The organism is Bacillus sp. FSL M8-0350 (assembly GCF_038593345.1).
In the GTDB taxonomy this organism is placed as follows: Bacteria; Bacillota; Bacilli; order Bacillales; family Bacillaceae; genus Bacillus; species Bacillus safensis.
Genome location: NZ_CP151985.1, coordinates 1,347,801 through 1,374,569 on the forward strand (window position 1 = coordinate 1,347,801; position 26,769 = coordinate 1,374,569).

General features: G+C 40.9%; 25 protein-coding genes. 15 read left to right on the forward strand and 10 right to left on the reverse strand.

The window, feature by feature from the left end; translation table 11 throughout:
- Window positions 1–9 precede the first annotated feature (9 nt).
- From NSS80_RS06870 to NSS80_RS06900, 7 genes are all read left to right on the forward strand, one after another.
- Window positions 10–276: a phosphocarrier protein HPr gene (locus tag NSS80_RS06870; RefSeq protein ID WP_003211078.1), complete on the forward strand. Its 267-nt coding sequence runs from the start codon at window positions 10–12 to the stop codon at window positions 274–276.
- Window positions 276–1,994: a phosphoenolpyruvate--protein phosphotransferase gene (gene ptsP / locus NSS80_RS06875; protein WP_041106058.1), complete on the forward strand. Its 1,719-nt coding sequence runs from the start codon at window positions 276–278 to the stop codon at window positions 1,992–1,994. Before NSS80_RS06870 ends, ptsP begins: the two co-directional genes overlap by 1 nt.
- A gap of 100 nt (window positions 1,995–2,094) precedes the next feature.
- On the forward strand, window positions 2,095–2,337 hold the full coding sequence (locus NSS80_RS06880; protein WP_044331928.1) for a transcriptional regulator SplA domain-containing protein: 243 nt from the start codon (window positions 2,095–2,097) through the stop codon (window positions 2,335–2,337).
- 82 nt (window positions 2,338–2,419) lie between these two features.
- Window positions 2,420–3,448, forward strand: a complete 1,029-nt coding sequence (gene splB, locus NSS80_RS06885) for a spore photoproduct lyase (RefSeq protein WP_342498448.1) — start codon at window positions 2,420–2,422, stop codon at window positions 3,446–3,448.
- Between the two features lie 113 nt (window positions 3,449–3,561).
- A complete protein-coding gene (locus NSS80_RS06890; RefSeq protein WP_342498449.1) occupies window positions 3,562–5,523 on the forward strand; it encodes a methyl-accepting chemotaxis protein in 1,962 nt (653 codons plus the stop codon).
- A 73-nt stretch (window positions 5,524–5,596) separates the two neighbouring features.
- Entirely contained in the window at window positions 5,597–6,382 is a 786-nt protein-coding gene (locus tag NSS80_RS06895; RefSeq protein ID WP_224426309.1) for an SDR family oxidoreductase, read from the forward strand.
- A gap of 13 nt (window positions 6,383–6,395) precedes the next feature.
- On the forward strand, window positions 6,396–7,268 hold the full coding sequence (locus tag NSS80_RS06900) for an NAD(P)-dependent oxidoreductase (protein WP_024426850.1): 873 nt from the start codon (window positions 6,396–6,398) through the stop codon (window positions 7,266–7,268).
- Window positions 7,269–7,329: 61 nt separating this feature from the next.
- Here the strand turns inward: NSS80_RS06900 and NSS80_RS06905 are convergent, their stop codons facing one another.
- Complete coding sequence (locus NSS80_RS06905) at window positions 7,330–8,124, reverse strand: CAP domain-containing protein (RefSeq protein WP_041116470.1); 795 nt, start codon at window positions 8,122–8,124, stop codon at window positions 7,330–7,332.
- A gap of 337 nt (window positions 8,125–8,461) precedes the next feature.
- On the opposite strand from NSS80_RS06905, the gene NSS80_RS06910 reads away from it, so the two are divergent.
- Entirely contained in the window at window positions 8,462–10,588 is a 2,127-nt protein-coding gene (locus NSS80_RS06910) for a penicillin-binding protein 2 (RefSeq protein ID WP_041116472.1), read from the forward strand.
- A gap of 156 nt (window positions 10,589–10,744) precedes the next feature.
- Entirely contained in the window at window positions 10,745–12,574 is a 1,830-nt protein-coding gene (locus NSS80_RS06915; protein ID WP_041116474.1) for a PAS domain-containing sensor histidine kinase, read from the forward strand.
- Window positions 12,575–12,599: 25 nt separating this feature from the next.
- On the opposite strand, the gene NSS80_RS06920 is transcribed toward NSS80_RS06915, so the two are convergent.
- On the reverse strand, window positions 12,600–13,769 hold the full coding sequence (locus NSS80_RS06920; protein ID WP_024426854.1) for an aminotransferase A: 1,170 nt from the start codon (window positions 13,767–13,769) through the stop codon (window positions 12,600–12,602).
- 293 nt (window positions 13,770–14,062) lie between these two features.
- On the opposite strand from NSS80_RS06920, the gene NSS80_RS06925 reads away from it, so the two are divergent.
- Window positions 14,063–14,947, forward strand: coding sequence for a cation diffusion facilitator family transporter (locus NSS80_RS06925; protein WP_041116475.1), 885 nt, complete (start codon window positions 14,063–14,065; stop codon window positions 14,945–14,947).
- Window positions 14,948–15,011: 64 nt separating this feature from the next.
- On the opposite strand, the gene NSS80_RS06930 is transcribed toward NSS80_RS06925, so the two are convergent.
- The gene (locus tag NSS80_RS06930; protein ID WP_162842519.1) at window positions 15,012–15,164 is read right to left on the reverse strand and encodes a hypothetical protein; all 153 of its coding nucleotides are present in this window, start codon (window positions 15,162–15,164) and stop codon (window positions 15,012–15,014) included.
- A 302-nt stretch (window positions 15,165–15,466) separates the two neighbouring features.
- On the opposite strand from NSS80_RS06930, the gene NSS80_RS06935 reads away from it, so the two are divergent.
- A complete protein-coding gene (locus NSS80_RS06935; RefSeq protein WP_024424707.1) occupies window positions 15,467–16,006 on the forward strand; it encodes an RDD family protein in 540 nt (179 codons plus the stop codon).
- A gap of 66 nt (window positions 16,007–16,072) precedes the next feature.
- On the opposite strand, the gene NSS80_RS06940 is transcribed toward NSS80_RS06935, so the two are convergent.
- Window positions 16,073–17,223, reverse strand: a protein-coding gene (locus NSS80_RS06940) for an IS3 family transposase (RefSeq protein WP_342498336.1) whose coding sequence is annotated in 2 segments (ribosomal slippage) — window positions 16,073–16,950 and window positions 16,950–17,223 — 1,152 coding nt in all. Because the reading frame shifts where the segments join, the coding sequence is not laid out codon by codon here.
- Window positions 17,224–17,420: 197 nt separating this feature from the next.
- Between NSS80_RS06940 and NSS80_RS06945 the strand changes: the two genes are divergently transcribed.
- Both NSS80_RS06945 and NSS80_RS06950 read left to right on the forward strand, forming a co-directional pair.
- Window positions 17,421–18,731 (forward strand): MFS transporter, encoded by a 1,311-nt coding sequence (locus NSS80_RS06945; protein WP_041118114.1) that lies wholly within the window; start codon window positions 17,421–17,423, stop codon window positions 18,729–18,731.
- A 73-nt stretch (window positions 18,732–18,804) separates the two neighbouring features.
- Window positions 18,805–19,713, forward strand: a complete 909-nt coding sequence (locus tag NSS80_RS06950; protein ID WP_024424709.1) for a chemotaxis protein — start codon at window positions 18,805–18,807, stop codon at window positions 19,711–19,713.
- A gap of 37 nt (window positions 19,714–19,750) precedes the next feature.
- On the opposite strand, the gene NSS80_RS06955 is transcribed toward NSS80_RS06950, so the two are convergent.
- A complete protein-coding gene (locus NSS80_RS06955; protein ID WP_008356877.1) occupies window positions 19,751–20,212 on the reverse strand; it encodes a YkyB family protein in 462 nt (153 codons plus the stop codon).
- 178 nt (window positions 20,213–20,390) lie between these two features.
- The gene (locus NSS80_RS06960) at window positions 20,391–21,308 is read right to left on the reverse strand and encodes an AraC family transcriptional regulator (protein ID WP_317222064.1); all 918 of its coding nucleotides are present in this window, start codon (window positions 21,306–21,308) and stop codon (window positions 20,391–20,393) included.
- 113 nt (window positions 21,309–21,421) lie between these two features.
- On the opposite strand from NSS80_RS06960, the gene NSS80_RS06965 reads away from it, so the two are divergent.
- Complete coding sequence (locus tag NSS80_RS06965) at window positions 21,422–22,318, forward strand: EamA family transporter (protein ID WP_041117239.1); 897 nt, start codon at window positions 21,422–21,424, stop codon at window positions 22,316–22,318.
- 152 nt (window positions 22,319–22,470) lie between these two features.
- Here the strand turns inward: NSS80_RS06965 and NSS80_RS06970 are convergent, their stop codons facing one another.
- The 4 genes from NSS80_RS06970 to NSS80_RS06985 form a co-directional block, all read right to left on the reverse strand.
- On the reverse strand, window positions 22,471–22,686 hold the full coding sequence (locus NSS80_RS06970; protein ID WP_024424712.1) for a hypothetical protein: 216 nt from the start codon (window positions 22,684–22,686) through the stop codon (window positions 22,471–22,473).
- Between the two features lie 259 nt (window positions 22,687–22,945).
- On the reverse strand, window positions 22,946–24,223 hold the full coding sequence (locus NSS80_RS06975; protein WP_024426859.1) for an MFS transporter: 1,278 nt from the start codon (window positions 24,221–24,223) through the stop codon (window positions 22,946–22,948).
- Between the two features lie 73 nt (window positions 24,224–24,296).
- On the reverse strand, window positions 24,297–24,794 hold the full coding sequence (locus NSS80_RS06980) for a L,D-transpeptidase family protein (RefSeq protein WP_034623332.1): 498 nt from the start codon (window positions 24,792–24,794) through the stop codon (window positions 24,297–24,299).
- A 156-nt stretch (window positions 24,795–24,950) separates the two neighbouring features.
- The gene (locus NSS80_RS06985; RefSeq protein WP_041117241.1) at window positions 24,951–25,808 is read right to left on the reverse strand and encodes a metallophosphoesterase; all 858 of its coding nucleotides are present in this window, start codon (window positions 25,806–25,808) and stop codon (window positions 24,951–24,953) included.
- A gap of 138 nt (window positions 25,809–25,946) precedes the next feature.
- Here NSS80_RS06985 and fadH point away from each other — a divergent pair, with 138 nt between their 5' ends.
- Window positions 25,947–26,711, forward strand: coding sequence for a 2,4-dienoyl-CoA reductase (gene fadH, locus NSS80_RS06990; protein WP_041117243.1), 765 nt, complete (start codon window positions 25,947–25,949; stop codon window positions 26,709–26,711).
- The last annotated feature ends 58 nt before the right edge of the window (window positions 26,712–26,769 follow it).

The window sequence follows — 26,769 nt, forward strand, 5'->3', positions numbered from 1 at the left end:
TTGATAAAAATGGCTCAACAAACATTCAAAGTAACTGCAGATTCTGGAATTCACGCACGTCCTGCAACAGTTCTTGTACAAACTGCTAGTAAATATGATGCTGATATCAACTTAGAATATAATGGTAAAACAGTGAACCTGAAATCTATTATGGGTGTAATGTCTCTAGGAATTGCGAAAGGTGCTACAATCACAATCTCTGCTTCTGGTTCTGATGAAAATGATGCACTTGCTGCGCTTAAAGACACAATGAAAAGTGAAGGCCTAGGCGAGTAATGCAACAACTGAAAGGAATCGGTGCTTCAGCAGGCGTTGCGATTGCAAAAGCGTATCGTCTGGAAGAACCAGATTTAACAGTTCACCAAAAAGACATCAATGATCCAGAGACAGAAGTGAAGCGTTTTGAAGAAGCAATTCATGTTTCTAAACAAGAACTTGAAGCAATTAAAGAGCATGCGCTAAAAGAGCTTGGCCAAGACAAAGCAGATATCTTTTCTGCCCACCTTCTTGTGTTAAGTGATCCTGAACTGCTAAGCCCAGTAAAGGATAAAATCAAATCTGATAAAGTAAATGCTGAATTTGCTTTAAAAGAAACAGCGACGATGTTTGTCACAATGTTCGAAGCAATGGACAATGAATACATGAAGGAACGTGCGGCGGATATTCGCGACGTAACGAAACGTGTGACTGGACATTTGCTAGGCGTTGACATTCCAAACCCAAGCATGATTTCTGAAGAAGTCATCATCATTGCTGAAGATTTAACACCTTCTGATACTGCTCAGCTGAACAGACAATTTGTCAAAGGCTTTGCAACAGATATCGGCGGTCGTACTTCTCACTCAGCGATCATGGCAAGATCTATGGAGATTCCAGCAGTTGTTGGGACAAAAGAAGCAACAAAAACGGTGAAAAACGATGATCTGATCATTGTGGATGGTATTACTGGAGACGTCATCATTCAGCCTTCTGAAGATGAAGTGAAAGCGTATCAAAAAAAGCATGAAGACTACTTAGCTCAAAAAGCGGAATGGGCGAAACTTGTTGACCAGCCAACGGTTACAAAAGACGGCGTTCACGTAGAGCTAGCTGCAAATATCGGAACACCTGAAGATGTAAAAGGTGTACTTGAAAATGGCGGCGAAGCAGTCGGATTGTACCGTACTGAATTTTTATACATGGGCAGAGACCAGCTTCCTACAGAAGAAGAGCAGTTTGATGCCTATAAAACAGTTTTAGAGAAGATGGAAGGGAAAGCAGTGGTTGTCCGCACACTAGATATTGGTGGCGATAAAGAACTTCCTTACTTGCAGCTTCCAAAAGAAATGAACCCGTTCCTTGGCTATAGAGCCATTCGCCTTTGCCTGGAAGAGCAGGAGATTTTCAGAACACAACTACGCGCCTTACTTCGTGCAAGTACATATGGAAACTTGAAAATCATGTTCCCTATGATCGCGACGTTATCAGAATTTAGAGAAGCAAAAGCCATTTTACTTGAAGAAAAAGAAGCATTGGTTGCCGCTGGTACAGACGTTTCTGATTCGATTGAAATCGGAATGATGGTAGAAATTCCATCAACAGCTGTCATCGCAGACCAATTTGCAAAAGAAGTAGATTTCTTCAGTATTGGAACGAATGATTTGATTCAATACACAATGGCTGCTGATCGAATGAACGAACGAGTGTCTTACCTTTACCAGCCTTACAACCCAGCGATTTTACGTCTTATTACGCTTGTGATCGAAGCAGCGCATAAAGAGGGTAAATGGGTCGGCATGTGCGGTGAGATGGCAGGAGATGAAATCGCAATACCGCTACTACTTGGATTAGGATTAGATGAATTCTCAATGAGTGCAACATCCATTCTTCCAGCTAGAACGCAGCTAAGCAAGCTTTCTAAAGAAGAAGCTGCATCATTTAAAGAGCATATTTTATCACTTAGCACAACAGAAGAAGTGGTTGATTTCGTCAAGAAGACGTTTCAACAGAACTAAGTGAATGAAAACCAGACAGATGAAACTGTCTGGTTTTTTTGTCGAATTTTATCATATTGAGTCATATTGGGCAGTGAGAAGGGCACCCTATAATTAAAAAATGGAGGTGACCAGATTGCCTTTCTCAGACTACAAACCGGGTGATCAAGTATATGTAATTTATCGAAATCCACATGCTGCAAACGTAGCACAAATTAAAGAAGCAGAAATTGTTTCACATCCATACAACGAAGAAGAGCTTGCCCTCTTTTTACTTGAAACGTATCATCCACTAGCACCTGATGATGCTGTGTTTCCAACATATGAAGAAGCAGAAGCTCTTTATCAAGACTTGTTTGAATAAGGGAGATTTTAGAAAGGATAAAAGCCATCCTGTGCGGTTAAAGTAACGGTATGAAAACCTTAAAGGTAAGGATGTGCTTAATATGATCAAACCTTTCGTTCCCCAGCTTGTTTACATTGAACCCCGGGCGTTAGAGTACCCGTTAGGACGAGAGCTGAAGGAAAAGTTTGAGGGTATGGGAATCGAAATAAGAGAAACGACTTCACACAACCAGGTCAGAAATATTCCGGGAAAAAATGACTTGCAAAAGTATCGTAATGCGAAGTCAACGCTTGTTATTGGTGTGAGGAAGACATTGAAGTTTGACTCGTCTAAACCATCTGCAGAGTATGCAATCCCATTTGCAACAGGGTGTATGGGACATTGTCATTATTGCTATTTGCAAACAACAATGGGAAGTAAGCCGTACATTCGAACGTACGTCAATGTAGAAGAAATATTAGATCAGGCAGAGCAATACATGAACGAGCGGGCGCCGGATATCACGAGATTTGAAGCATCATGTACTTCAGACATCGTAGGAATTGACCATTTGACACATACACTCAAACGAGCGATTGAATACTTCGGGAAGACGGACCTAGGAAAACTTCGCTTCGTCACGAAATTCCATCATGTCGATCATCTGTTAGATGCAAAGCATAACGGCCGGACAAGATTCCGTTTTAGTATCAATGCCGATTATGTCATTAAATATTTCGAGCCTGGCACATCACCGCTAGATCAGCGGATTGAAGCGGCTGTTAAGGTCGCAAAGGCAGGCTATCCTCTAGGCTTTATTGTTGCTCCAATCTACATCCATGAAGGCTGGCAGGAAGGATATAAAATTCTTTTTGAAAAGCTTGATGCAGCTCTTCCTGAAGATGTGAGAGACGATATCACCTTTGAGATGATTCAGCATCGCTTTACAAAACCAGCAAAGCGTGTGATTCAAAAAAATTACCCAAAATCAAAATTAGAGTTGGACGAAGAAAAAAGAAGATACAAGTGGGGAAGATACGGTATAGGAAAATATATCTATCAAAAAGATGAGGAACAAGAACTGAGAGAGACTTTAGAGTCATATATAGATCAGTACTTTCCTTCTGCAAAAATTGAATATTTTACTTAAAACAAGCCTATATGGCTTGTTTTTTCTATTTAAATTTTCTTACAACTATTGAATGCGGTATCATTTTGCCGATATATAAATTAAGGTGTGAAAGTAGATGTAGGGGTGATGAGATGTTTAAGAAACTTCAAGTGAGAATAGCTGTTTTCATCTCAGTTATTTTAATTTTAACCGTCGTGGCCGTTCAAGTGGGTTCTAACATAGTATTAACACCACTTATTGAACGAGATGCAAAAACCACCACAGCAGCAACGGCAGAGAGCATGAGAGACATCATTGCACAAAAGCTTGATAATTACAGTGATACAATTAATAAACTGGCAACTAGTACACTTACTGAAGATTTTGCGCAAAAACAAACAAAACAAACATTAGTCTTCGAAAACGATGAACTAAAAGGCTTGCAGGAGCAGGATGAACTTATTTCACTTGCCTATATTGGAACAAGTGACGGCAAAATGTTCGCCTTCCCAGAGTCCGATTTTGGTGAAGGGTATGACCCATCTAAACGAGATTGGTTTATCCAATCAGCTGAAAAGCCTGACGAAGTCATTTGGACTGATCCATATATCGATAAAGCAACAAATGAAATGGTCGTCTCAGCCACAAAGGCGATTGTCAGAAACGGAAAGGTCGTTGGGGTCGCTGGACTTGATTTGAAATTATCCTCCATTCAATCTTATATAAAGGAACAAAAGATTCCTTATATGGGTACCGCTTTCTTAGTTGACGGCAAAGGAACCATTTTAGCACATCCAACAGAGCAAGGAAAAAACATATCAAAAGTAGCTTCTGTGAAAAAAGCGATCGACAATTCAGGTATTGATGACAGAAAAGAACTGACGGTCATATCTAAAATCAAAGAAGCTGATTGGACGATTGGTGTCAGCTTTGAGAAAAAGAAACTGCTTTGGATCACAGAACAAATGAATCAGACAAGCATCATTATTTCCGTCATTGCCATTATTCTTGCGATGATCCTCAGCTTCTTATTGGCAAGAAGCATTACAACGCCAATCAAGCGTCTAATAGAGCATGTGCGTAAGGTGTCAGAAGGCGATTTAACAAGTACGCTTGCAGTGAAATCCCAAGATGAAATTGGTTCCCTCACGAAAAGCATTAATCAAATGACCGAGGATATCAGGGAGTTAATTGAAAAAGTGAAAGGGGCTTCAGATCAAGTTGTGAAATCAGCGGATGAAGTGACCCACATTTCAAATGAGACTTTGCTGTCTAGCGAACAGATTGCAACGGCCATTCAAGAGGTGGCAACAGGAGCGACTAAGCAGGCATCAGATGCAGAAACGATTAATGAAAAATCAGAGCATTTGTATGAGAAAGTACGCCATATGGGTGAGCTTGCCACGCAAATGCAAACCAACTCAAAATCATCTGAAGATGCCAGCTATAAAGGACTTGACGCACTTGGTGTGCTCGTCCAAAAATCAACACAAGCGAACGAAGAATCGAAAAAGGTAGAGCAAATGCTGCTAGACCTTGAGCATAAAACGAAAAATATTGAAAACGTCGTGACTGCTATTTCTGAAATCTCGGATCAAACGAATTTACTTGCACTGAATGCAAGCATTGAAGCAGCGAGAGCAGGAGAAAGCGGACGAGGATTTGCTGTAGTTGCAGAAGAAGTGAGAAAGCTTGCTGAACAATCTGCGCAGTCAACAAAACACATTAGTGAAACCGTCAAACTCATTCAAGATGAATCGAAGAAGGCGGCTGAAGCGATGACAACAGCAAGTAAAATGAATGAGGAACAAGGTGCCGCCATCAATGCAACAGGTGAGGCACTCAGCAGCATCACAATGGAAATGCAGGCACTTGTCGGTTCAATCGACAGCATTCATACACAGATCAATGAAATGACAGAAGAACAGCAGAAGATGAGTGACTCGATTCAAAGCATTGCTGCCATTTCAGAAGAATCTGCTGCCTCAGCTGAGGAAGTGCATGCGTCTACAGATGAACAAGTTCAAGCGTTAGAAAGAACGAAAACTTCAACTGAAATGCTGAACGAATCAAGCCAGGCACTGCGTCAGGCGGTTGACCGATTTAAGGTGTAATGAGCGGAAAGGAACCTTGCGATGTGAGCAAGGTTCTTTTTGTATGATAAAATAAACGAGAGGAGGTGTTGACATGGATGTCAATCTAACTGGAAAAAAAGCATTGGTAGCTGCAAGCAGTCAAGGTATCGGAAAATCGATTGCCTTTGCTCTAGCAAAAGAGGGAGCAGATGTGATGCTCTCGGGAAGACATGAACAGAAGCTGAAAGAAACAGTCAAGGAGCTGTCTCCGCTTGTCAAAGGACAGCTGACTTATCAAGTATGTGATGTATCTGACGCCGGGCAAATCAAGGCGCTTGTTCAAGCGGCGGCTGGTGATGAGAAGTGTCTCGACATTCTTGTGAACAATACAGGCGGGCCTAAAACAGGAACGCTCGACACCTTAACAGATGAAGATTGGATCGAATCATTTCAGCTTCATTTACTCAGCTATATTCGATTATTAAAAGAGGCATTGCCTTATTTGAAAAAACGCGGCGCACGTGTGTTAAATATTGCGTCAATGTCAGTGAAAGAACCGATCCCGGGCTTGATGCTGTCGAATACATTTAGACCGGCCATAGCCGGCTGGACAAAAACAGCCGCTCTGGAGTTTGCAAAGGATGGTATTTTGATCAATACGTTAGCACCGGGAAAAATTGAAACAGACCGTGTGAAACAGCTGGAAAAGCACCGCGCACAAAGAGAGAATCGAACGGTTGAAGAAATCAAAGCACAGGCTGAACAAGCGATCCCGCTTGGCCGTTACGGCCAGCCAGAGGAATTTGCAGCATATGCAGTGTTTCTTTTATCAGAAGCCAATACATATATGACAGGTCAAACACTGATCATTGATGGTGGATTGACAAAGTCTCTTTAAGGAGGAACAAGTGATGGCACAAATCAAAACAGTTGGTTTTATAGGAATCGGTGTAATGGGTCGCAGTATGGCAGGACATTTAATGGATGCAGGCTATGAAGTGATCGTTTATACAAGAACGAAAGCAAAAGCAGACGCATTGATTCAAAAAGGCGCATCATGGAAGCCGGCAGTAAAGGAGATTGCAGAAAGTGCAGATGCCGTCATTACAATGGTGGGATATCCATCTGATGTAGAAGAGATCTATTTAGGAGAAGATGGGCTTGTGGCACATGCCGCGCCAGGTACATATCTCATTGATATGACGACATCGAAGCCTCAGCTTGCAAAAGAAATTGAGTTGAAAGCGAAGGAAAGAGGTATATTTACATTAGATGCACCTGTATCAGGCGGAGACATAGGAGCCAAAAATGGCACGCTGGCCATTATGATCGGCGGAGAAAGGTCAGCCTATGAAGCTTGTCTGCCGCTATTTGAGCAAATGGGTGAAAACATTCAATATCAAGGACCGGCAGGAAGCGGTCAGCATACAAAAATGTGTAACCAAATTGCCATTGCAGCGGGAATGGTCGGTGTCGCAGAGGCAATGGCTTATGCCGAAAAATCAGGGCTTGATCCAGAGCAGGTGCTCAAAAGCATCACAACAGGTGCAGCCGGCAGCTGGTCTTTGTCAAACCTTGCACCAAGAATGCTGAAAGGCGATTTCGAGCCAGGGTTTTATGTGAAGCATTTTATCAAAGATATGGGCATTGCACTTGAAGAAGCAGAGCTGATGGGGGAAGAAATGCCAGGGCTCTCACTTGCGAAGTCCCTTTATGAAAAGCTGAGCGAACAGGGCGAAGAAAACAGCGGGACCCAGAGCATCTATAAATTATGGGTTAAATAGTTTGCAGCACTCTCAAAACAAACTAAAAACCTGTCCCAAATAGGGACAGGTTTTCTTGATATTATTTTCCGATGAATTGCTGCGTCCAGTAGTTGCCAGATTTCACATAACCAACACCGATATGTGTGTAGCTTTTGTTTAAAATGTTCGCTCTGTGGCCTTCACTGTTCATCCATGCTGTCACAACTTCTTGAGGAGATTTTTGACCTTGGGCAATGTTTTCACCTGCTGATTTATAAGTGATACCGAATTGCTTCATTTGATCAAATGGAGATCCATAAGTTGGGCTTGTATGAGAGAAATAGTTTTTATCTTTCATATCTTGAGATTTTGCGCGAGCAGATTTGCTTAATTTAGAATCAACAGAAAGGGCCTTTAAGCCTTGTTTTGCACGCTCTTTATTTGTAAGCTCAACCACTTCTTTTTCAAATGCATTTAAGCTGCTGTCTGCTTTTGATGCGGTTGTGTCTTTTTGGTCAGCTTTTGTGTTGCTGCTTGTGTTTTCTTTTGCTGGAGTGCTTGGTTTAGAAGCAGTTGGTTTTTTCACTGATTCTTGTTTTTGTTCTTGTTTTGCTTTGTTTACTTCTTTCACTACTTTTGTTCCTGTAACAGGTTGACCGCTTTTGATCAGTTTGTTTAATAGAGCTTCGATCTCTTTTTGATTCGACTTGCTTAGCTTGTTTACATCTGAAGAGATATGTAATTTTGCTGCTAGTGTATGAAGATCAATAGCTTGATGCTGTACATTTATTACTTGTTTCAGGTTAAGCTCCTTCGCATCAGCTGAATGTCCTCCAGTGAATGTGATGAGTGCAGCAGCTGTCAGCGCTGAAAAAAAGAATGATTTCTTCTTCATATTGTAACTCCTCCTAAAATCTTTGTTTTGTTTTCTCACAAAAAATCATACCATGGACTTTTTGTTATAAACGTACCAGCATCCTCCATTGACAATGCAAGTTTGTCATTTTTGTTAAAGTCATCGTAAGAGGCGCTTCATATCAAAGGATAGGGAATTCTTCCATTTAAAGAAAACGACATAAACATACCAATATTTTAAAGTGTTAGTATATTTTTTTGCAGATTAGGGATTGACAGCTTTTTTTCACTCGTTTCGCTGTAACAACTATTACAAAAGTGTTACAATAATGAGTGGTAATTGTAAAAGATTGAAAAGGATGAGAGGAGCTACATAAGTGGGAGAGAAACAGCATCAAGGTGCTGCCGAGCAAAAAAAAATCAAGCGCCGGAACGCCTGGAGAATTAATCTCTTTTTCTTCGCTGTATTTAGTTTATTTGCTGGACTTGTGATCAAGCTGGGTGTGCTGCAAATCGTCAATGGTGAAGATTATAAAAAGCAAGCCAACCGAACAGAGGTCAAAACAGCATCATACCCGTCTCCAAGAGGAAAAATGTATGACGCGAGAGGAAGAGTCGTCGTTGATAACGAAAGTGTACCTGCCATCGTTTATACATCAGAAAGCGGTGTGAAAGCGGAGGATAAGATTAAGGTAGCAAGAAAACTTGCGACTTATATAAAAATGGATACTGATTTTTTGAGAGAGCGTGACATTCGAGATTTTTGGCTGGCGAGCCATCCGAAAGAAGCGGATAAACTCATTTCAAAAGCGGAGAAAAAAGATATCGATGCAAAGGATGTCTATCCGCTTCAAGTAGAGCGTGTCCCAAAGAAAGAAGTCAAAGCGATCGAAAAGGATGCAGAGGAAAAAGCTGTTGCAGCGATCTACCGTAGATTTACAGGCGGTTATGCCTTTGAGCCCCAAATCGTGAAGGCAATGAACCCAAACGAAGAGAAAAAAGGGGACGAAAAAGTGGCTTTACTCGATGAAACGAAAGAATCAAAACAAACTTCATCCGTAAGCCTGACATATGAAGAAATTTCACTTGTCTCAGAGCATCTTGATGAACTGCCTGGTGTGAACGTCATCAACGACTGGACAAGAAAATATCCGTATGAAAAGACCCTTTATAATGTACTTGGCGGTGTGACGACACCAGAGCAAGGAATCATTAAAGAGCGTGAAGATTACTATATGGCAAGAGGCTACTCGCGAAATGACCGGGTAGGGAAGAGCTATTTAGAATATCAATACGAGGATTTTCTAAACCCAGAGAAAGCGACCGTTCAATATACACAGGTTGGCGGGAAGCTGCTCGATGAAATCAAGCGGACAGAAGGACGAAGAGGACTTGATCTTGCGCTGACATTTGATATGGAGCTGCAAAAGGAAGTCGACAAAATCGTTGAATCAGAGCTTAGATCCGCCAGCGCGAGAAACTATATGATGGATCGTGCCTTTGTCGTCATGATGGACCCTCACACAGGGGATGTTCTCGCGATGTCAGGCAAGAAAATGGACGGCAGAGACGTCACAGATTATGCGATCGGAACATTTACGACCCAGTACGAAATGGGCTCTGTTGTCAAAGGAGCCACAGTACTTGGCGGTTATCAGGACGGGATGTCACACAACCAAGCCTATATGGATACACCGCTCTATTTTGCAGGAAGTAATGGAAAGCCGAAACAGTCTTACAAAGTTCTTGGATGGGTTAACGACATTCAAGCACTCCAAAAAAGTTCCAACGTCTACATGTTCCAAGTAGCGATGAGAATGGCGGGCATCACCTATCAAAAGGATGGTCCGTTACCGGCAAGGCCTGAGCACTTACAAAAAATGAGAAACTACTATGCGCAATTCGGTCTTGGCGTGAAAACGGGGATCGATCTGCCGCAGGAATCAAGCGGGATGCAGACGCATCCTAAGACGGTCGGCGGACTCTTGCTTGATGAAGCAATTGGTCAGTACGACACGTATACACCGCTTCAAGTGGCACAATACATGTCGACGATCGCCAATGGAGGCAGCCGTATTCAGCCAAGAGTAGTGAAAAGTGTTCATCTTCCAACGAAGAAGGATGAAGTAGGCCCAGTCGTAAAAAAATATGAGCCGAAAGTGCTGAATACGATTAACAACTCGAAAGCAGATATTGACCGCGTAAAAACGGGACTGAAAATGGTCACATCAACAGGCGGAACTGCCGCTGGCCGGTTTGGTCAGCATGATGTCGCAGGAAAAACAGGTACAGCGCAAACGTTCTACTATGGTGCCAACCGCAGCTGGTGGGGAAATTCAACGTACAACTTAACCTTTGGAGGATATTATCCTTCTTCTAATCCAAAGGTGGCGTTTAGTGTCGTGACACCTTATGTCTCAGATAAGGATCCTGTTATTAAAAACATCCCGAGTAAAATTGTGGATAAGTACGTTGAATTACAAAAGAAATATGAAAAACAATAAACCGCAGGGAGCACAGCAGCAGAAAGTGCTCCCTTTTTGCTGAAAATATGGACGTTTCCCTCGATGACAGAAGGAAAATACGGGTTTTCTAGCGAATCTTTTTTATACATCAATCTAAGGACAACCCTAAAAAATGAAAAGGAGGGTCGGACGACGATGGAACAACAAATGAAAGATTCGAATCAATTGTATTCGAACATCGATTTACATGCCGTTCTTTCTTCTAATGGCCGCTTTCTCTACATTTCTTCCAACTGTAAGCAGCTTTTGCTCTATGAACAAAAGGATTTACTAGGGTGTTTTTTGAAAGACTTTGTTCATACCGAAGATCAATTTCTCGTCGAAAGTTATTTTTACAATCAGCACATGCTAGAGGTTTGCCACTTTAGACTGCTAAGAAGTGATCTGACAGCTGTATGGATCGAAGCAAGCATTGATTTTGTTGCTTGTGATGGGTTAGGTAGCGAAGTAAGTAGAGAAATGATCCTGAAAATGAGGGTGCTGGATACTGAGCCCCAAAAAGCAGCATTTCAAACAACATCAAACGTAGCAGAACAGTCGTTAGGCAGTCTGCCGGCTTTCCAAAATGTCGGTGAAGCTGAACAATTGATTGCCATGCTGCCAAATCCGTTATGTATTACGACTTTAGGGAAAATTGTGTATGCGAATGATGCGATGCTGCAATTAATGGGGGTAAGTGCAAGAGATGACATGATCGGCAAGTCCGCGTTTGATTTTATTGCTGAAGAGTACCATGACATTGTCAGAAGCCGAATAACAAGGCTGCAGCAAGGCCTTCCAGTCGGAATGATTGAACAGATATGGAAGCGTCAAGATGGAAGCAGTATTCATATTGAGGTAAAGTCATCACCGACGATTTATCAAAATCAGCGGGCAGAGCTTTTACTGCTCGTGGACATCTCATCCCGTAAAAAATTTCAAACCGTTCTTCAAAAAAGCCGGGAGAGGTATCAGCTGCTCATTCAAAATTCCATTGATACGATTGCGGTCATCCATGATCACAAATGGGTGTTTATGAATGAATCTGGCATTAAATTATTTGAAGCCGAGCATTACGATAAATTAATAGGAAAGGATATCTTTCATCAAATTCATTCCTGTGATCAGCAAAAGGTCAAAAAGAGTTTATCACGTATTATTGAAAGAGCATCAGATTCTGAGATTGTCACAATGAGCTGTCATACGTTTAAACATAAGCTGATTTATACAGAAATGGTCTGTATCCCAACTACATTTTTTGGAGAAACAGCGGTTCAAATTATTTTAAGAGATATCTCCGAACGTAAGCAGACAGAAGAGCTCATGCTCCGCTCTGAAAAATTATCGATTGCAGGCCAATTGGCGGCTGGCATTGCACATGAAATCAGAAACCCATTGACCGCCATCAAAGGCTTTTTACAGCTCATTAAACCGAAAACAAAAGATCGCGATCAATACTTCGAGATTGTTTTCTCTGAGCTGAGCCGAATAGAAATTATCTTGAGTGAGCTGCTAATGCTGGCGAAACCGCAGCAAACGTCCTCAATGCAGACGCTGGATTTGAAAAAAATCATCAGCGAAGTCACAGCCTTGTTAGAAACACAAGCGAACTTAAATGGCATTTTAATGAACACAAGTGAGATAGAGGAGGGTCTCCTGATGAACGGGGATCAAAATCAGCTCAAGCAAGTGTTTATCAATTTAATCAAAAATGCCGTAGAATCCATGCCGGACGGAGGAAAGGTAGACATCACAGCCAAAGCAGAAGGTGATGGAATACTTGTCACCATTCGTGATGAAGGGGTTGGCATTCCTGAATCGGTAATGAAGCGGATTGGAGAGCCCTTTTTAACCACAAAGGAAAAAGGAACCGGACTTGGCCTCATGGTCACATTTAATATTTTAGAAAATCATAACGGGACGATCCGTGTGGATAGTCAGCCTGAAAAGGGCACCGTATTTCACATCATGTTTCCTGCAAAATAAAAACAACGGCAAGAGAGCCGTTGTTTCAATCTAGCGAATGAATGGAACGTTTTTCAAGTACAAATTGTTCTAGCCGGTCAAGTCCTTCTTTCAGCGTTTCAAGTGAATAAGCATAAGACAGGCGCACGTACCCTTCGCCGAGTGGAGAGAAGGCTGAGCCTGGTACGACCGCAAGTCTTGTACTTTCTAACAGCTCCATGCAAAAATCAAAGGAACTCATCCCAAACGATTCAATGGATGGAAAAATATAAAAAGCGCCAGAAGGTTTAATTACCGGAAGCCCCATAGAAATGAGCCGATCATATACATAATCGAGTCTTTTCTTATATTGCTCTCTCATGATCAGTGCATCATCCACACCATTTGTCACAGCTTCAAGTGCCGCCTTTTGTGAGACAGCCGAGGCACAAGACACGTTATATTGATGTACTTTTAATACATGTTTAGCAATTGGAGCTGAAGCAAATAAAAATCCAATTCTCCATCCAGTCATGCTATGAGATTTAGACAGTCCATTGATGACAATGGTCTGTTCTTTTAAGAAAGAGGCAATTGAATGATGCGGCCGGTCAAATGTCAGCTCGCTGTAGATTTCATCGGATAAAATAAAGATGTCTTTTCCTTCAAGGAGCTGGGCAATTTCTTTCAATTCTTCTTCTGAAAGCGTGACCCCAGTCGGGTTTGAAGGGTAAGGAAGAACCACACACTTTGTCTTTTCCGTTAGCGCATCCTCAATCAGCTTGGCATTCAATTTAAAGCCGGCATTCGTTGTGTCAATATGTACGGGCATGGCACCGCACATTCGAATGATCGGTTCATATCCGGGGTATACAGGTCCAGGTAAAATGACCTCGTCGCCTTCTGTTAAAATGGTTCGAAACGCAGCATCAATTGCTTGACTTGCACCTGTCGTCACAATGATTTCTGACTCTGCATCATAATCAAGATTCACTTTCTTCTTGATATAATGCTGGATCGCTTGTCTTAGCTCTAGGAAACCAGCATTGTGAGTGTATGAGGTGAAATTCTCGTCAATGGCTGCTTTGGCAGCTGTTTTGACATGATGCGGCGTATAAAAATCGGGCTGGCCTATCGTCAATGAAACGACATCCTCATATGACGATACGAGATTTGAAAATGTTCGAATGCCTGAAATTTCAATATCCTTTACTCTTGGATTCAGCAAATGCTCCATTTCTCATCACCTTAAAAATTTATGTTTTTATCCTATTTTACCATTCACTGCATAAATGTCACCTGCGAAAGGCACTGGATATCGTTATATGTAGTCTATTCTCCTATCCATCACCGCATGAGTGATATATTGAAGAAAGAGCAACATTTATTATAGCGTAACCTCAAGAGAAAATACAGGCTGTGATGAAGATGATTAGAAAACGGCAAAACTGCGTAAACTGAAAGAACATGAGAATCAGGGTCATGGGAATGGCTTTCATAGACATACGATCTCCTAAAGGAGGACGATAGATGGAACAATCAGCGAAGACATCGAAAATCGCGTTCCTATCCGTGCTGAGCAACACATTTGTGGTCATCTTAAAAATCATTGTGGGTCTTTTAACCGGATCTGTTGCGGTTTTATCAGAAGCCATTCATTCGTTTCTCGATTTAATGGCGTCGTTTATTGCATTTATTTCTGTTCGTATTTCAAGAAAGCCAGCAGATTCTAAACATCCTTATGGACATGGAAAAGTCGAAAATATTTCTGGAACGATTGAGACCCTGCTGATTTTCGTTGCTGGCATTTGGATTATATACGAATGTGTTCACAAATTAATGCATCCAGAGCCAGTCAAGCTGCCTGTGCTTGGCATTGTGGTCATGCTGCTAGGCGCGCTCATCAATTTTGTTGTATCGAGGGTTGTGAACAAAGAGGCTGAGCGAGTACATTCAGTTGCCATGAAATCAAATGCACTGCATCTTTTAACGGATGTGTTTACGTCATTAGGGGTGGCATTTAGTTTATTGCTTGTGGCATTAACCGACTGGTATTTCCTAGATCCGATCATTGGAATGGTTCTGGCCCTCTTTATTATGCGTGAAGCGTTTAAACTCATGAAGGAAGCCTTTCCGCCGCTTGTTGATGCTCGGTTAACACCAGAGGAAGAACAATCGATCGAAGCGATCATTCAAGAATTTAGTCAAGAATTTATTGAATATCATGACTTTCGAACAAGGCGGTCTGGTGCCGAGGAATATATTGATTTTCATTTGATTGTAGATGGAAAGACAACGATTGAAGATGTTCACCAATTATGTGATCGAATTGAAGAGAAGATTCAGCTGGAATTTCCGCATGCACAAATCTTTATTCATGTGGAACCTGAAAGTGAAAGAAGCGTACAAACGTAAAAAAGGCGATCAACCTATTCTCAGGTTGTATCGCCTTTTTTTACGCTTCATCTATGAAATGAAATCAATATCCATAAGCAGTATCGTAGTCTTCATACCAAGAGATATAAGCTGTGTCATCATTTGACAAACCATGCTTCATATCTAAAAAATCAGCCTCGCAAATATCTTCAATTACAGTCATTTCGTTGTTCTTTAATAATACGACAGTTCCCATCATGAACACCTTTCTTTAAAAAAATCCTTGACTATTGTACCATTTGAAGAATCATTGTCAACAGAAGAATGGAAACAAGACGAAAATATCACAAAATGTTAAAAAATCAGGAGGTAAAAGAACTAGAAGTGCCATGATTTTCACAAATTTTCAGTATTTATTCACATAAATCGCTTAGATCAAACTGATCTAAAATGTATGTAAAAGTGTAAAGCTCCATTGATCTTGCTATATTCATAGGATATAATAACGAATGATTATAAGAAATTTATAGAAAACATACATAATAAAGGAGAAATAGGATGGAAACCAACATAACAGAACCACACATTCAAGAAAAGAAGCATCCTGAGCTAGCAGGTGTAGGCTATCGTTTTCTTGCACACCTTTTGGACGGTATCATTATCGGTGTACCAATTGCATTTATCATGTTTATTTTGGCGTCAGTCTTTTTTATCTCAAGCCCAGAGGCAGCAATGATGATGGATGACGACAGTTATTACTATTCTTCAACCGTCATAACGGATGAGGAATGGGAAGCTATTATGGGACTGATCTTTTTCTATATAGGGGCAATCCTGATGGGTACCGTGGTGACATGGCTTTATTACGCCATCATGGAATCATCAAAATTGCAAGGAACACTTGGAAAGATGGCTCTCGGCATCAAGGTAACAAAAGTCACAGGAGAAAAGGTCACATTCGGACGTGCAACTGGCCGCTTCTTTGCAAAAGGCTTTTTGTCTCCGATCTTATATATTGGCTATATCATTGCTTTCTTCACAGAAAAAAAACAAGCACTTCACGATTTGATTGCAAGTACCATTGTTGTGAAGAAATAATGAAAAAGCACCTCTGCTATATGGTAGGGACTGACCCCCGTTTTTGAGACAGGGATCAAAACACCTTTATACAGCCAATTGCCGATAGTTGATCGGTGATTGGTTGTATAGTTTTGTTTGAATACGAATGTTGTTATAATAATAAATGTATTCTTTGACAGTGCGTTCTACGATGGTGGTCGTAGTTCGATCAATACTGTTAAGATAGAATGTTTCAGACTTTAGCGAGGAATGAAACGATTCGATGGAGGCATTATCAGCGGGCGTCCCTTTACGGGACATGCTCATGGTAATGCCTTTTATATGAACAGCTTTCTGATACTCGTAAGATGTATACACAGAACCTTGGTCGCTATGTAACACACAGTTTTCAGGCAGTGCTGGGAGCTGATCAAGTGTGTTTAAAATAAAGTCTGTGTCCTGCTTATCACCAATCGTAAACGCAATCACTTCTCCATTATATAAATCCAATATACTGGAAAGGTACAATTGTTTCTGTCCATAAGGCAAATACGTGATGTCCGTTACTAGTTTTTCAAGAGGGCGATCAGACTGAAAGTTCCGATCCAGTATATTACCAGCCACAGCATAGGGCTGCCCATTTTTCTTACGCTTTTTCATTTTAACCCGGCACTGCCACTGGTTTTTCTGCATGATACGTTGAACAGTTTTATGGTTAATAAGCATTCTCACTTTTAGTAAGGCTGTGATTTTTCGATATCCATATCGATACTTGTGCTCTCGGCACAACGTGCCGATTTGTTCCTCTAGTTGTTTTTTAGAATGATTCTGAGTCAGATCTTTTTTCCATCTATAGTACGAAGCGCGTGAGACGCCTAAATGGACACAAATGTCCTGTACTGTCATTGTTTTGCACAATTCTTCTACTAGTTTGATTGACGTTTCCTTATCAACTTCCTTTCCAATTCGTTGTACTTTTTTAAAACTTCATTCTGTTGACTCAGATAGCGATTTTCTGCCTGCAGTCTCTCTAATTCGGAAGAGTACTCGGGACCCTTTCCATAGGTATATTGTTTTCCAACAGGCTGTTCGAACCGGTGTGTATCCCCAGCCTTATGCCACCTCACCCATGTCTGAACCTGCGTTTTATTTTTGATATTCAATTCCCGCAAGATCTCTTTCATTGATACGCCTGCCAATCTCATTTCTACAGCCTTCTGTTTGACTTCAACCGGATAACTCACTCTTGTCCCCATAGAAAAAACACCTCCATGTTTTATTTCGGATTACAACGATCCGTTTTCAAACTTGAAGGTGTTTTTTATTTGTCTCATCTTATGGGGTCAGTCCCGTAAGAGGTGCTTTTTTTTCATAGATCGCTCGTATGGAAGAGGGAAACAGCACATAAAATAGAATGATAGTGAAAAATGAGGCAGGGAAGGGAGACAATCGATTGAGAACAGGAAAAAAGACCGCACAGAAAAAAGGGGCAGGCTTTGGGCTGTTTTTGACAGCACCTGTGCTGGCCTGGGCGTTGTATGATTTTGCTAATACGATCTTTTCATCAAATATGATCACCATTTTCTTCCCATTTTACTTGCAGGAAACGATCGGGGACAGTGCGAGAATGGACCAGATCGCCAGCACCTTTATTTCTTATGCAAACGCACTAGCCAGCTTTTTTCTCGTCATTTTTACACCTTTATACGGAGTGCTGATTGATCGTACAGGGAAAAAGAAACGCTACATTACAGTGTTTACGTTCATATGTATTGCTTGTACGTTGATGATGGGGATTTTTGCTGGGATTGATTTCTCAAGTGAATGGTTTGGGCTGCCTGTTTCTTTATTAGTCGTGGTCATCTTATTTGTGATCGCAAAGTTTTTTTATCATTCTAGTCTTGTTTTCTATGACACCATTTTGCCCGATCTTGGGACAAAGGAAGAAATCCCGCTTATTTCAGGATTTGGTATCGCCGTTGGCTATTTAGGAACACTTGTCGGTCTCTCTGTTTATTTACTTGTCGGCAATGACCAGTTTCATGAAGCATTTATTCCGACAGCTCTTTTATTCCTTCTCTTTTTTCTACCCTTTCTCTTTTTTGTAAAAGATCCTCATCCGCTGCCTCAGCGAGAGAAAAAGGCGTCTTTTTTCAGCGGGTATAAAGAGATTATTCACACGTTTAAAGAGATGAAAAAGTACAAGCCAGCTTTTATCTTTATGATTGCTTTCTTTTTTATGAATGATGCTTTACAAACAGCGATTGCGATGATGGCTGTTTATGCCAAAATTATCATTGGCTTTACCGCTGGGCAATTTATTTTGCTCTATCTTGTGTCGACCATTTCAAGTATCATTGGCTCCTTTCTGTTTGGATATATCACAAAAGCGATAGGGGCAAAGCGATCGATTACAGTCGTGTATGTCATTTTAATTGTGGCGCTCATTCTGGCTGTGACAGCGGCAACCGAATGGGTCTTCTGGATAGCGGGCAGTTTATTCGGGATTTCACTTGGCGCAAGCTGGGGGGCATCACGAATCTTGATTATTGAACTGACACCGAAGGAAAAGCGAGGACAGTTTTTTGGCCTCTTTGCATTCTCAGGGAAGGTATCTTCCATTATCGGGCCGATCATTTATGGCTCAGTTACCCTGCTGTTTGCAGAGCACGGAAATCTCGCAAGCCGCCTTGCACTAGGGTCTTTGCTCATCCTTGCAGCGATAGGACTTGTGATTCATCAATTCGTTCGAGAGAAAGCGTAAAGAAACGTCAACTTTTTACCTATGCTGCCGATATAAAAAGTACAATCTTATATTGAAGAATAGAGGGATTTCCGTGGCTTTAAACAAACAAGAAATTTTACTTGACTCTGGTACCAATGAATTGGAAATTGTGAAGTTTGAAATTGGTGCAAATCAATTCGGCATTAACGTCATGAAAGTAAGAGAAATCATTCAGCCGGTTGAGGTGACGGTTGTACCGCACTCTCACCAAGATGTAGAAGGGATGATTAGTTTACGAGGCGAGATTTTACCAGTCATCAATCTATTTTCCTTTTTTAATGTCGAGTCAGATCAGTCAGAACAAGAGAAATATATTGTGACTGAATTCAACCAACGGAAATTTGTGTTCCATACAGGAACGGTATCACAAATTCACCGCGTCAGCTGGGAAGAGATTGAGAAGCCGACTGCACTCAATCAAGGGATGGACCGTCATTTAACGGGCATCATTAAGCTTGATGAAAAAATGATTTTCCTTCCAGATTACGAAAAAATCATTTATGATATTGAATCCGCTTCTGGTGTTGATACGTATCATATGTTTGACGGTGAGAAAGACGAGAGAAGAACAGGGAAGAAACTGTATGTCGTTGAAGATTCTCCGCTTCTCATGCGTTTATTAACAAATGAATTAACCGAAGCAGGCTATAAAAACATTGTGACCTTTGAAGATGGCAAACAGGCATATGATCATGTCATGGACCTTGTCAGCAAAGGAATCAGTGTCACAGAAGAAATTGATATGATTATTACGGATATTGAAATGCCTAAAATGGATGGCCACCGGCTAACAAAACTGCTGAAGGACAATCCTTTAACAAATTCCATTCCGATTCTTATTTTCTCTTCGTTAATCACTGAAGATTTGCGTCATAAAGGGGAAACGATCGGGGCGGATGATCAAATCAGTAAACCAGAAATTCATCAGCTAATTGAAAAAGTCGATCATTTTATTATCTAAACGAAAAAACCACTCGGTATGAGTGGTTTTTTTCTGTTTAAAAATAACTTTCCCCGAGACGTTTGAAGACGGGTTTTGTGTAATGTGATTTTTGTTTTGTGGCGGCAGGTTTTTCTTTTAAACCGACATACGTTTGAAGTATTTGCTTTGCTCGGTTTAATGACATATTCGCTTTCGGATTGCGATATGATTGATTTAAATTTCCTAAGTGTGGCAAAAATTCGAAGTCTTCTTTCGTTGGTGGCAGGTGAAAATAATAATCTCCAATTTCAATCAGCACGTCGGACTGTTGTTGACTATACTTGGGATTGTTAGAGAAATGTAGGCCCACTTTTCTTCCTTTACCTTCTTGCAATAGTTTTTGCAGCGCGCGTTTTTTCAAAAGATAAAGAAACTTGGGGTTTGGTGCGGTTTTAGCATGGCGGTTAACAGTATAAATGGCTTTTGCGATGTTTTCTGCTGTAGGTTCTATGTCTTTAGTATGAGCATAATCGTCCATTTTTTCTCTCCTTTGTCTTTCGTCTTCCTGTGCTTAGTATAAATTATACGTTTTTATTAGTAAATTGCAAATAGAGTTATTGTAAAAAGCGATGGGATTCTCATCGCTTGTATTTACAATTGCCATTCATGATAGGTCTAAAACGCCTTCTGCATTTTAGTAAACAAGCTATCTGCCATCAGTTTTCCTCTACCTGTTTTATCTGGAGAAGATCCAGCTGTTTTAATTTTCTATATGCTAAAGGTGTCGTATTTTTTATTCTTTTAAACAAATTGATAAAATAGCTTGTGCTGTTGAAGCCTACTTGGTAAGCGATTTCTGTGATAGTGAGATCCGTTTCTTGAAGCAGGATGAGGCTTTGCTGAATTCTATATTCATTTACATAATGCATAGGTGATTTCTTTAAAATGTCTTTGAAGGATCTGCAGCATTCTGAGCGGCTAAGCTGTCCTGCACGAGCAATATCTTGGAGAAGGATCTTTTCATGATAATGCTGATGAATCCAATTCAGCATGTGTTTCATCCGTTCATTTTTATCATGTTTACGCGCATCATGTTTCATTTGGAAGCCATTTTGTAATAAGCTTTTCCAAATGGTGATGAGCTGAATATTGAGTTCAAGTTCATAATAGACTGGAGTTTCACCAATTAATTGTTGAATGGTTTGAATACATTGATAAATATGTTTAGGCCAGTGATCTTTTCGGTTGAGTAAAATATAAGGTGTCTGGCTCGCATGCATATAAGGATGGACAAAAGTGGTGAATAATTCATTCGCTGTGATGAAGTAGGGAGAGACATTTAAACAAACATAAGTACATGCCGTCCCATTCGCATCTTTTGCCAGGTGCAGGCAGCCACTATTGATGAAAATTCCATCTCCTTGCTTTCCATATAATGTCTCTTCATTGATATGAAATTCAGCCTCACCCTCTAAAATAAAGACAAATTGAAACTCGTCATGCCAGTGAAGAGGAATATAGCCGCTTCTATGATGACGAATTTTCGTATGATAAAGAGCAATAGGCCATGTTGTCGTGGAATGCTCCGTTAATTCTTTCAGGTTGTAGTCAATCAGAAAATGATGGTTGTGCATAATTCTCCTCAATATTCTTTTATTTTTATGTTCAATTCATATATCAATATGTAACAAAGTGAACTACTATCAACTATATTATCATGATTTGTTAAGAATTGAGGAGAATGAAAATGAATAGGAGAAAGGGCATTTTACTTGTACTCATAGGCGCCATCTGCTGGGGTGTAGGAGGAACGATTTCACAAAAATTGTTTCAGCAATATGGGATTGATGTCAATTGGCTTGTGACGGTCCGGCTGCTCATCTCAGGGGGATTGCTTTTATTTGTTCATGTGATGACAAAAGAAAAAACACATCTGATGGGTGTGTGGCAAAAGAAGAGGACAGCGATGCAAATCCTTCTATTTGGACTAATGGGGATGCTGGCTGTTCAATATACTTATATGGCATCCATTCAACATGGAAATGCTGCTGTGGCAACGCTGCTTCAGTATACAGCCCCTGTTATGATTATCGTGTATTTGGTCATTCGCAGGCAATCAACCTTCACTAGAAGAGATCTAGTCACAGTGGTATTGGCTTTAGCAGGTATGTTTTTCTTATTGACGAATGGTTCTATTTCAACATTAACCGTTCCATTTGCGGCAGTGATGTGGGGAATATTATCGGCTGTGGCGCTCTCGTTTTATACGTTATATCCAATCAGCCTGTTAAAACAATTCGACTCTCTAGTGATTGTCGGCTGGGCAATGCTGATAGGAGGAGGCGCCCTTAGCTTGTTCCATCCTCCTTGGAAGGTTAATCTCACTCATTTACCTTTTGAAGCGTATGTCTATTTATTATTTGTGGTCATATTTGGAACGATGATCGCTTTTTGGTTTTACATAGAAAGTTTGCAATACTTATCACCAAAAGAGTCGAGCTTAATTGGAAGTGTTGAGCCCCTTGCAGCAGTCGTTACGACTGTTTTCTGGTTAAAAGAGCCATTCGGACTTTTCCAATGGATAGGGACAGCTTGTATTGTCTATATGATTTTATTCTTGGCATTGTATCAGCCGAAAAAATGAGAGGGATGGGGGTTGAACAATAGAAGTGATTATAAGAAGAATTGACTGAATGAAATATAAATAAAGTGAACTATTAGTACATGATAACTACCTATTTATTAAAATGGGTAGTTTCTCAAATGATATTTTTTTATATGATGTAAGCAGATGAATTATTTTGTATGAATAGAATAAGCGCAATAAAAACAACCATTAAAGTCCGTTTCATTCGTCATTTGTTTGGCTTCGCCCATGGCGCTTTCCCCATTCATATGCATGCCAATCAATGTACGGCTTGCAGCATCACCTAAAAATGCACAATCTTCTGTATGTACAACAAACTGTCCTTGTTCATTCTTTGTATGAATAAAATAGTAACTTTTTAGCATTTCCTTCACCTCCAACCTGACTATCCTACTATAAAACGTTTAATGATGTAAAGGAATTTTATTGTGAAAAACAAGAAAAAATGGATCAACAAAACAAAACGAGAGGTGCTAAATGGATGGAGGGGTTAGTAAAGAGAGGTATATGTGATTTATTTATGCATGCTTCAAGCAGATTCTATGGGCAGAGGAAATGACATGAAGAATGTTTCAGCCATGCAAAAAGGACTTTCCCGAAAAGAAAGTCCTTTTTGCTATTTACTTATTGAACTCCCTGCCCCTTTAGTTCACGCTGCACGTCTAAGTCGGCAGCTTCTCTGCTGAACTTTGGCAGTGTAATGAAGTAAAAAAGGAAGACGAGTAAAATAATAAAGCCCATTCCGTAATAAATATAAGAAACATTTGTGATGAGTTTTGGAAATAATACAGCAATCAGACCTAATGTCATCGATTGAGCAAACATAGTAAGCGGATCAACCCATCCTGACACGCGGCCCATCAGGCGAGGGTGGACGATTCTAGGCAGCCAGCCGCCAATGACAATGTTGACTGGGCCAATGCATGTACCAATGACAAATGATGTGACATAAAACAACCATAATGTATGGGTAGAACCAAGGACAAAAATCAAAATACCTGCGACCAGAATTGGAATCGACATGAGATATTGCATCTTTACCTTCTTAGCGAGGACAGAGCCCATTAAGCTTCCAACGAGCAATCCTGCACCGATCGCAATTGTAAAGAAGGATGTATGCAGCTCAAAATGGTCTGGTGAAAGTCCATATTTCATTGTAAACATCGGAAGAACGGCAAATGCGCCATTGACTAGACCGAAAACAAAAAAGCCAAAAATTAAAGAAGCCAATAATTTATTTTTTAAAATATACAGTATGCCTTCTTTAAAATCTTTCAGAGACGTTTTAATGGTCATGCCTCTCCAGCCAGCTTGTCCATTTGGCTGACGCGCTTCAATTGGAATGTTACATGAACGAATCAGGATGCCTGAAATAATAAAGCTGACTAAATCAATTGTAATGGCACCGTGAAGACCAATCGTTTTATACATAATGGCACCGAGTCCAACGCCAAATACCATAAATAAACTAAACAGCATTTGATTTAAGCCAGCGGCTTTTGCATATTGATCTTTATTTAAAATGGCCTGAACGAGAGAAGCTTCAGCTGGATAGAAGAATTTCGTAATGGCACTTCGAATAAACAAGATCAAGAAAATAAGTGGCAGTGAATTAAAATAAATAACGATGAATAATACAATCGTCAGCCCAGCTCGTATCCAATCACAATTCTCTGCGACTTTTTTACGATCAAACCGGTCTGCGACCACACCGACCATAAAAAAGACAAAGACAGTAGGAAGAGAATACATAAGCTCAGCCAATGTGGCGTATGCGGGCTGATGACTAAAATGGTCGAGCAAATAAAAGGCAAACGCCATATTGCCTACTGTTGTCCCCATTTGCGAAGCAAGTGCCGCAAAAAAGAGACGAACAAAATTTCTGTTTTTAAAAATATCCATAAATACGCTCCTTAACCTGAAGATCCCACTTTATATCATATAAAATTTTAACCATTCGTACAATTGATTTCATCTACTGGCTAATGGTCACAGGTGTTCCGTTTGGAACGAGTGAAGCAAGCTCGATGACATTCTGATTATACATGCGAATGCATCCTCTAGAAACAGCTTTACCAATTGAAGACGGGTTATTCGTACCGTGAATGCCGTAATGAATTTTTGAGAGGCTCAGCCAATAAGCGCCAAAGGGACCTCCTGGGTTTGGCTGTCTGTTGACAATATAATAAGAACCTGTCGGTGTCATATTTAAAATTTTCCCTGTTGCAATCGGATACGAACGAATAAGCTGTGATCCAGAAAACAAAACAAGACGTTTCGTTGAAATCGAAACAAAGATGCGGTAAGGGATCGTATTAGGATCCGGCAAACCAGGAATAATGATGACCTCATTTTGTTCGGGCTCGCGAGCTTGAAGTGACGGATTTGCAGCCTTTAAGGCATCTGTTGTTGTTCGAAAATCAAGTGCTATAGAAGCAAGGGTTTCCCCGCTTTTCACCGTGTATCGAAGCACCAAAGCACACTCCTTTTACTCAAATAAAAGAAGCCGTGATGCCGTCGCTTGACATACTATATGGACGGAATCAGGCCCCGTAAGGTTTCTCCTAACATTTGTCATGAGAAAGATCTTTGATTATACATATGCAGGAGAGGGCAGTTTGGCTTCTATTTATACGCGAGATGTCAAGGTAAAAAAGGTTAACTCGGGTTTGGCTAAAAGCCGAAGCGGCAGCCGCGTTGTTCCAAGTCCACGGTTGACATAGATTCGGTGCTGATCGCTGCCGTATATACCTTCTACATATGTACGGCCGTAAGGTGCTGTGAGAATCGGTCCATAGAAAGGCAGCTGCACTTGACCGCCATGCGTATGCCCGGAAAGCTGCAAGTTAATAGGTGTGGTTTTCAGCTCTAATGCGGCATCAGGCTCATGGACGAGCAGTAATGTAAATAAATCAGTTGATACTTCCCGTTTGATCAAATCGTAATCAGGCACGCTCATCATGAGATCATCCAGTGAAGCAATCTGAATATGCGCATGATCTTTTTCTAATAGAAACACATCATTTTTACATAAAGTAAATCCACAAGCCTCCATTGTTTTCTCATAAAGCTCCACGCCAAATGGTCCGTAGTCATGATTTCCGTAGATGGCAAGCTTACCGAACGGAGCATGAAGCTTATTCAAATAAGCCTTCGCTTTTTCATGCTCTTCAGAGGATGCTTGAAAATCAACGAGATCACCTGTGAACACAATGAGATCTGGAGATGCAGCATTGATTTTCTGGACGATGGCTTCTAGATTCTTCGCAGCGAATGTATCACTCAAATGAACGTCACTAAATTGGGCTATTTTAAACTGGTCAAATGAAGCTGGAAGCTGAGCATCTTGAATGGTCAGTGACACGGTATCGATCATGCGCGGCTCAATGTACCTGGCATATCCATATCCACAACTTGTAGCCAAAAAACCGAGAATACTCGCACCAGCTGCTCCTTTTAAAAATTGTCTGCGGGAAAGCTGCTTCATATAAGACTCCTTTATAAATAAAATTAAGTATAGCATCATATTTGGATAATCTCCCATATGGTGCACCGAGGGTCAATCATGATATGATAGACAATAATGAATGAATAGTCATTCAAATGACACAGAGGGGGAGAACAAATGACGAAACAAACAGTGATTGTCACAGGGGGATCAAGCGGTATGGGGAAGGCGATGGCTGCTCATTTGGCAGCTGAAGGCTGGAATGTCGTGATTACTGGTAGAACGGAAGAGACGCTGGAAAAAACGGCAAAAGAAATGAAGCAGAAGGGCGGATCGGTTGCTTATTTCCAAATGGATGTACGAAACCCAGAGGATGCTGACCAAATGGTTAAGTTTGCAGTGGATACATTTGGTGATGTCGATGCCCTCATTAACAACGCAGCAGGAAACTTTTTAGTGCCAGCAGAAAAACTGTCTCCTAACGGCTGGAAGGCTGTCATTGATATTGTGTTAAATGGTACATTTTTTTGCAGCCATGCAGTGGGGAATTACTGGATTCGTCAAAAGAAAAGGGGAAGTATGATTAACATGGTGGCCACCTATGCATGGGGTGCTGGTGTAGGCGTGGCGCATTCGGCGGCAGCAAAGGCCGGTGTGTTGTCTCTCACTCGAACGCTTGCTGTGGAATGGGGGAAGCAATATCGAATTCGCGTCAATGCGATCGCACCAGGTCCAATTGAGAGAACAGGCGGTGCAGATAAACTATGGGAATCTGAAGAGGCAGCGCAAAGAACATTAGATAGTGTTCCTCTTGGCAGACTGGGCACACCTGAGGAAATTGCAGCGCTTGTGAGCTTTTTATTGTCTGAGCATGCGTCTTATATAAATGGAGATTGTATCACGATGGATGGGGGACAATGGCTCAACCAATCACCATTTTGATTGACGATGTAAGACCTGCTTTTGATGTGGTATAATCACACAAAGAGAGAAGCAGGTG

Bases quoted from the DNA above. Each gene is read 5' to 3' on its own strand.
- NSS80_RS06870 (WP_003211078.1), top strand. From the start codon at position 10: ATGGCTCAACAAACATTCAAAGTAACTGCAGATTCTGGAATTCACGCA.
- ptsP (WP_041106058.1), top strand. From the start codon at position 276: ATGCAACAACTGAAAGGAATCGGTGCTTCAGCAGGCGTTGCGATTGCA.
- NSS80_RS06880 (WP_044331928.1), top strand. From the start codon at position 2,095: ATGGAGGTGACCAGATTGCCTTTCTCAGACTACAAACCGGGTGATCAA.
- splB (WP_342498448.1), top strand. From the start codon at position 2,420: ATGATCAAACCTTTCGTTCCCCAGCTTGTTTACATTGAACCCCGGGCG.
- NSS80_RS06890 (WP_342498449.1), top strand. From the start codon at position 3,562: ATGTTTAAGAAACTTCAAGTGAGAATAGCTGTTTTCATCTCAGTTATT.
- NSS80_RS06895 (WP_224426309.1), top strand. From the start codon at position 5,597: ATGGATGTCAATCTAACTGGAAAAAAAGCATTGGTAGCTGCAAGCAGT.
- NSS80_RS06900 (WP_024426850.1), top strand. From the start codon at position 6,396: ATGGCACAAATCAAAACAGTTGGTTTTATAGGAATCGGTGTAATGGGT.
- NSS80_RS06905 (WP_041116470.1), bottom strand. From the start codon at position 8,124: ATGAAGAAGAAATCATTCTTTTTTTCAGCGCTGACAGCTGCTGCACTC.
- NSS80_RS06915 (WP_041116474.1), top strand. From the start codon at position 10,745: ATGGAACAACAAATGAAAGATTCGAATCAATTGTATTCGAACATCGAT.
- NSS80_RS06920 (WP_024426854.1), bottom strand. From the start codon at position 13,769: ATGGAGCATTTGCTGAATCCAAGAGTAAAGGATATTGAAATTTCAGGC.
- NSS80_RS06925 (WP_041116475.1), top strand. From the start codon at position 14,063: ATGGAACAATCAGCGAAGACATCGAAAATCGCGTTCCTATCCGTGCTG.
- NSS80_RS06930 (WP_162842519.1), bottom strand. From the start codon at position 15,164: ATGGGAACTGTCGTATTATTAAAGAACAACGAAATGACTGTAATTGAA.
- NSS80_RS06935 (WP_024424707.1), top strand. From the start codon at position 15,467: ATGGAAACCAACATAACAGAACCACACATTCAAGAAAAGAAGCATCCT.
- NSS80_RS06955 (WP_008356877.1), bottom strand. From the start codon at position 20,212: ATGGACGATTATGCTCATACTAAAGACATAGAACCTACAGCAGAAAAC.
- NSS80_RS06960 (WP_317222064.1), bottom strand. From the start codon at position 21,308: ATGCACAACCATCATTTTCTGATTGACTACAACCTGAAAGAATTAACG.
- NSS80_RS06965 (WP_041117239.1), top strand. From the start codon at position 21,422: ATGAATAGGAGAAAGGGCATTTTACTTGTACTCATAGGCGCCATCTGC.
- NSS80_RS06970 (WP_024424712.1), bottom strand. From the start codon at position 22,686: ATGCTAAAAAGTTACTATTTTATTCATACAAAGAATGAACAAGGACAG.
- NSS80_RS06975 (WP_024426859.1), bottom strand. From the start codon at position 24,223: ATGGATATTTTTAAAAACAGAAATTTTGTTCGTCTCTTTTTTGCGGCA.
- NSS80_RS06985 (WP_041117241.1), bottom strand. From the start codon at position 25,808: ATGAAGCAGCTTTCCCGCAGACAATTTTTAAAAGGAGCAGCTGGTGCG.
- fadH (WP_041117243.1), top strand. From the start codon at position 25,947: ATGACGAAACAAACAGTGATTGTCACAGGGGGATCAAGCGGTATGGGG.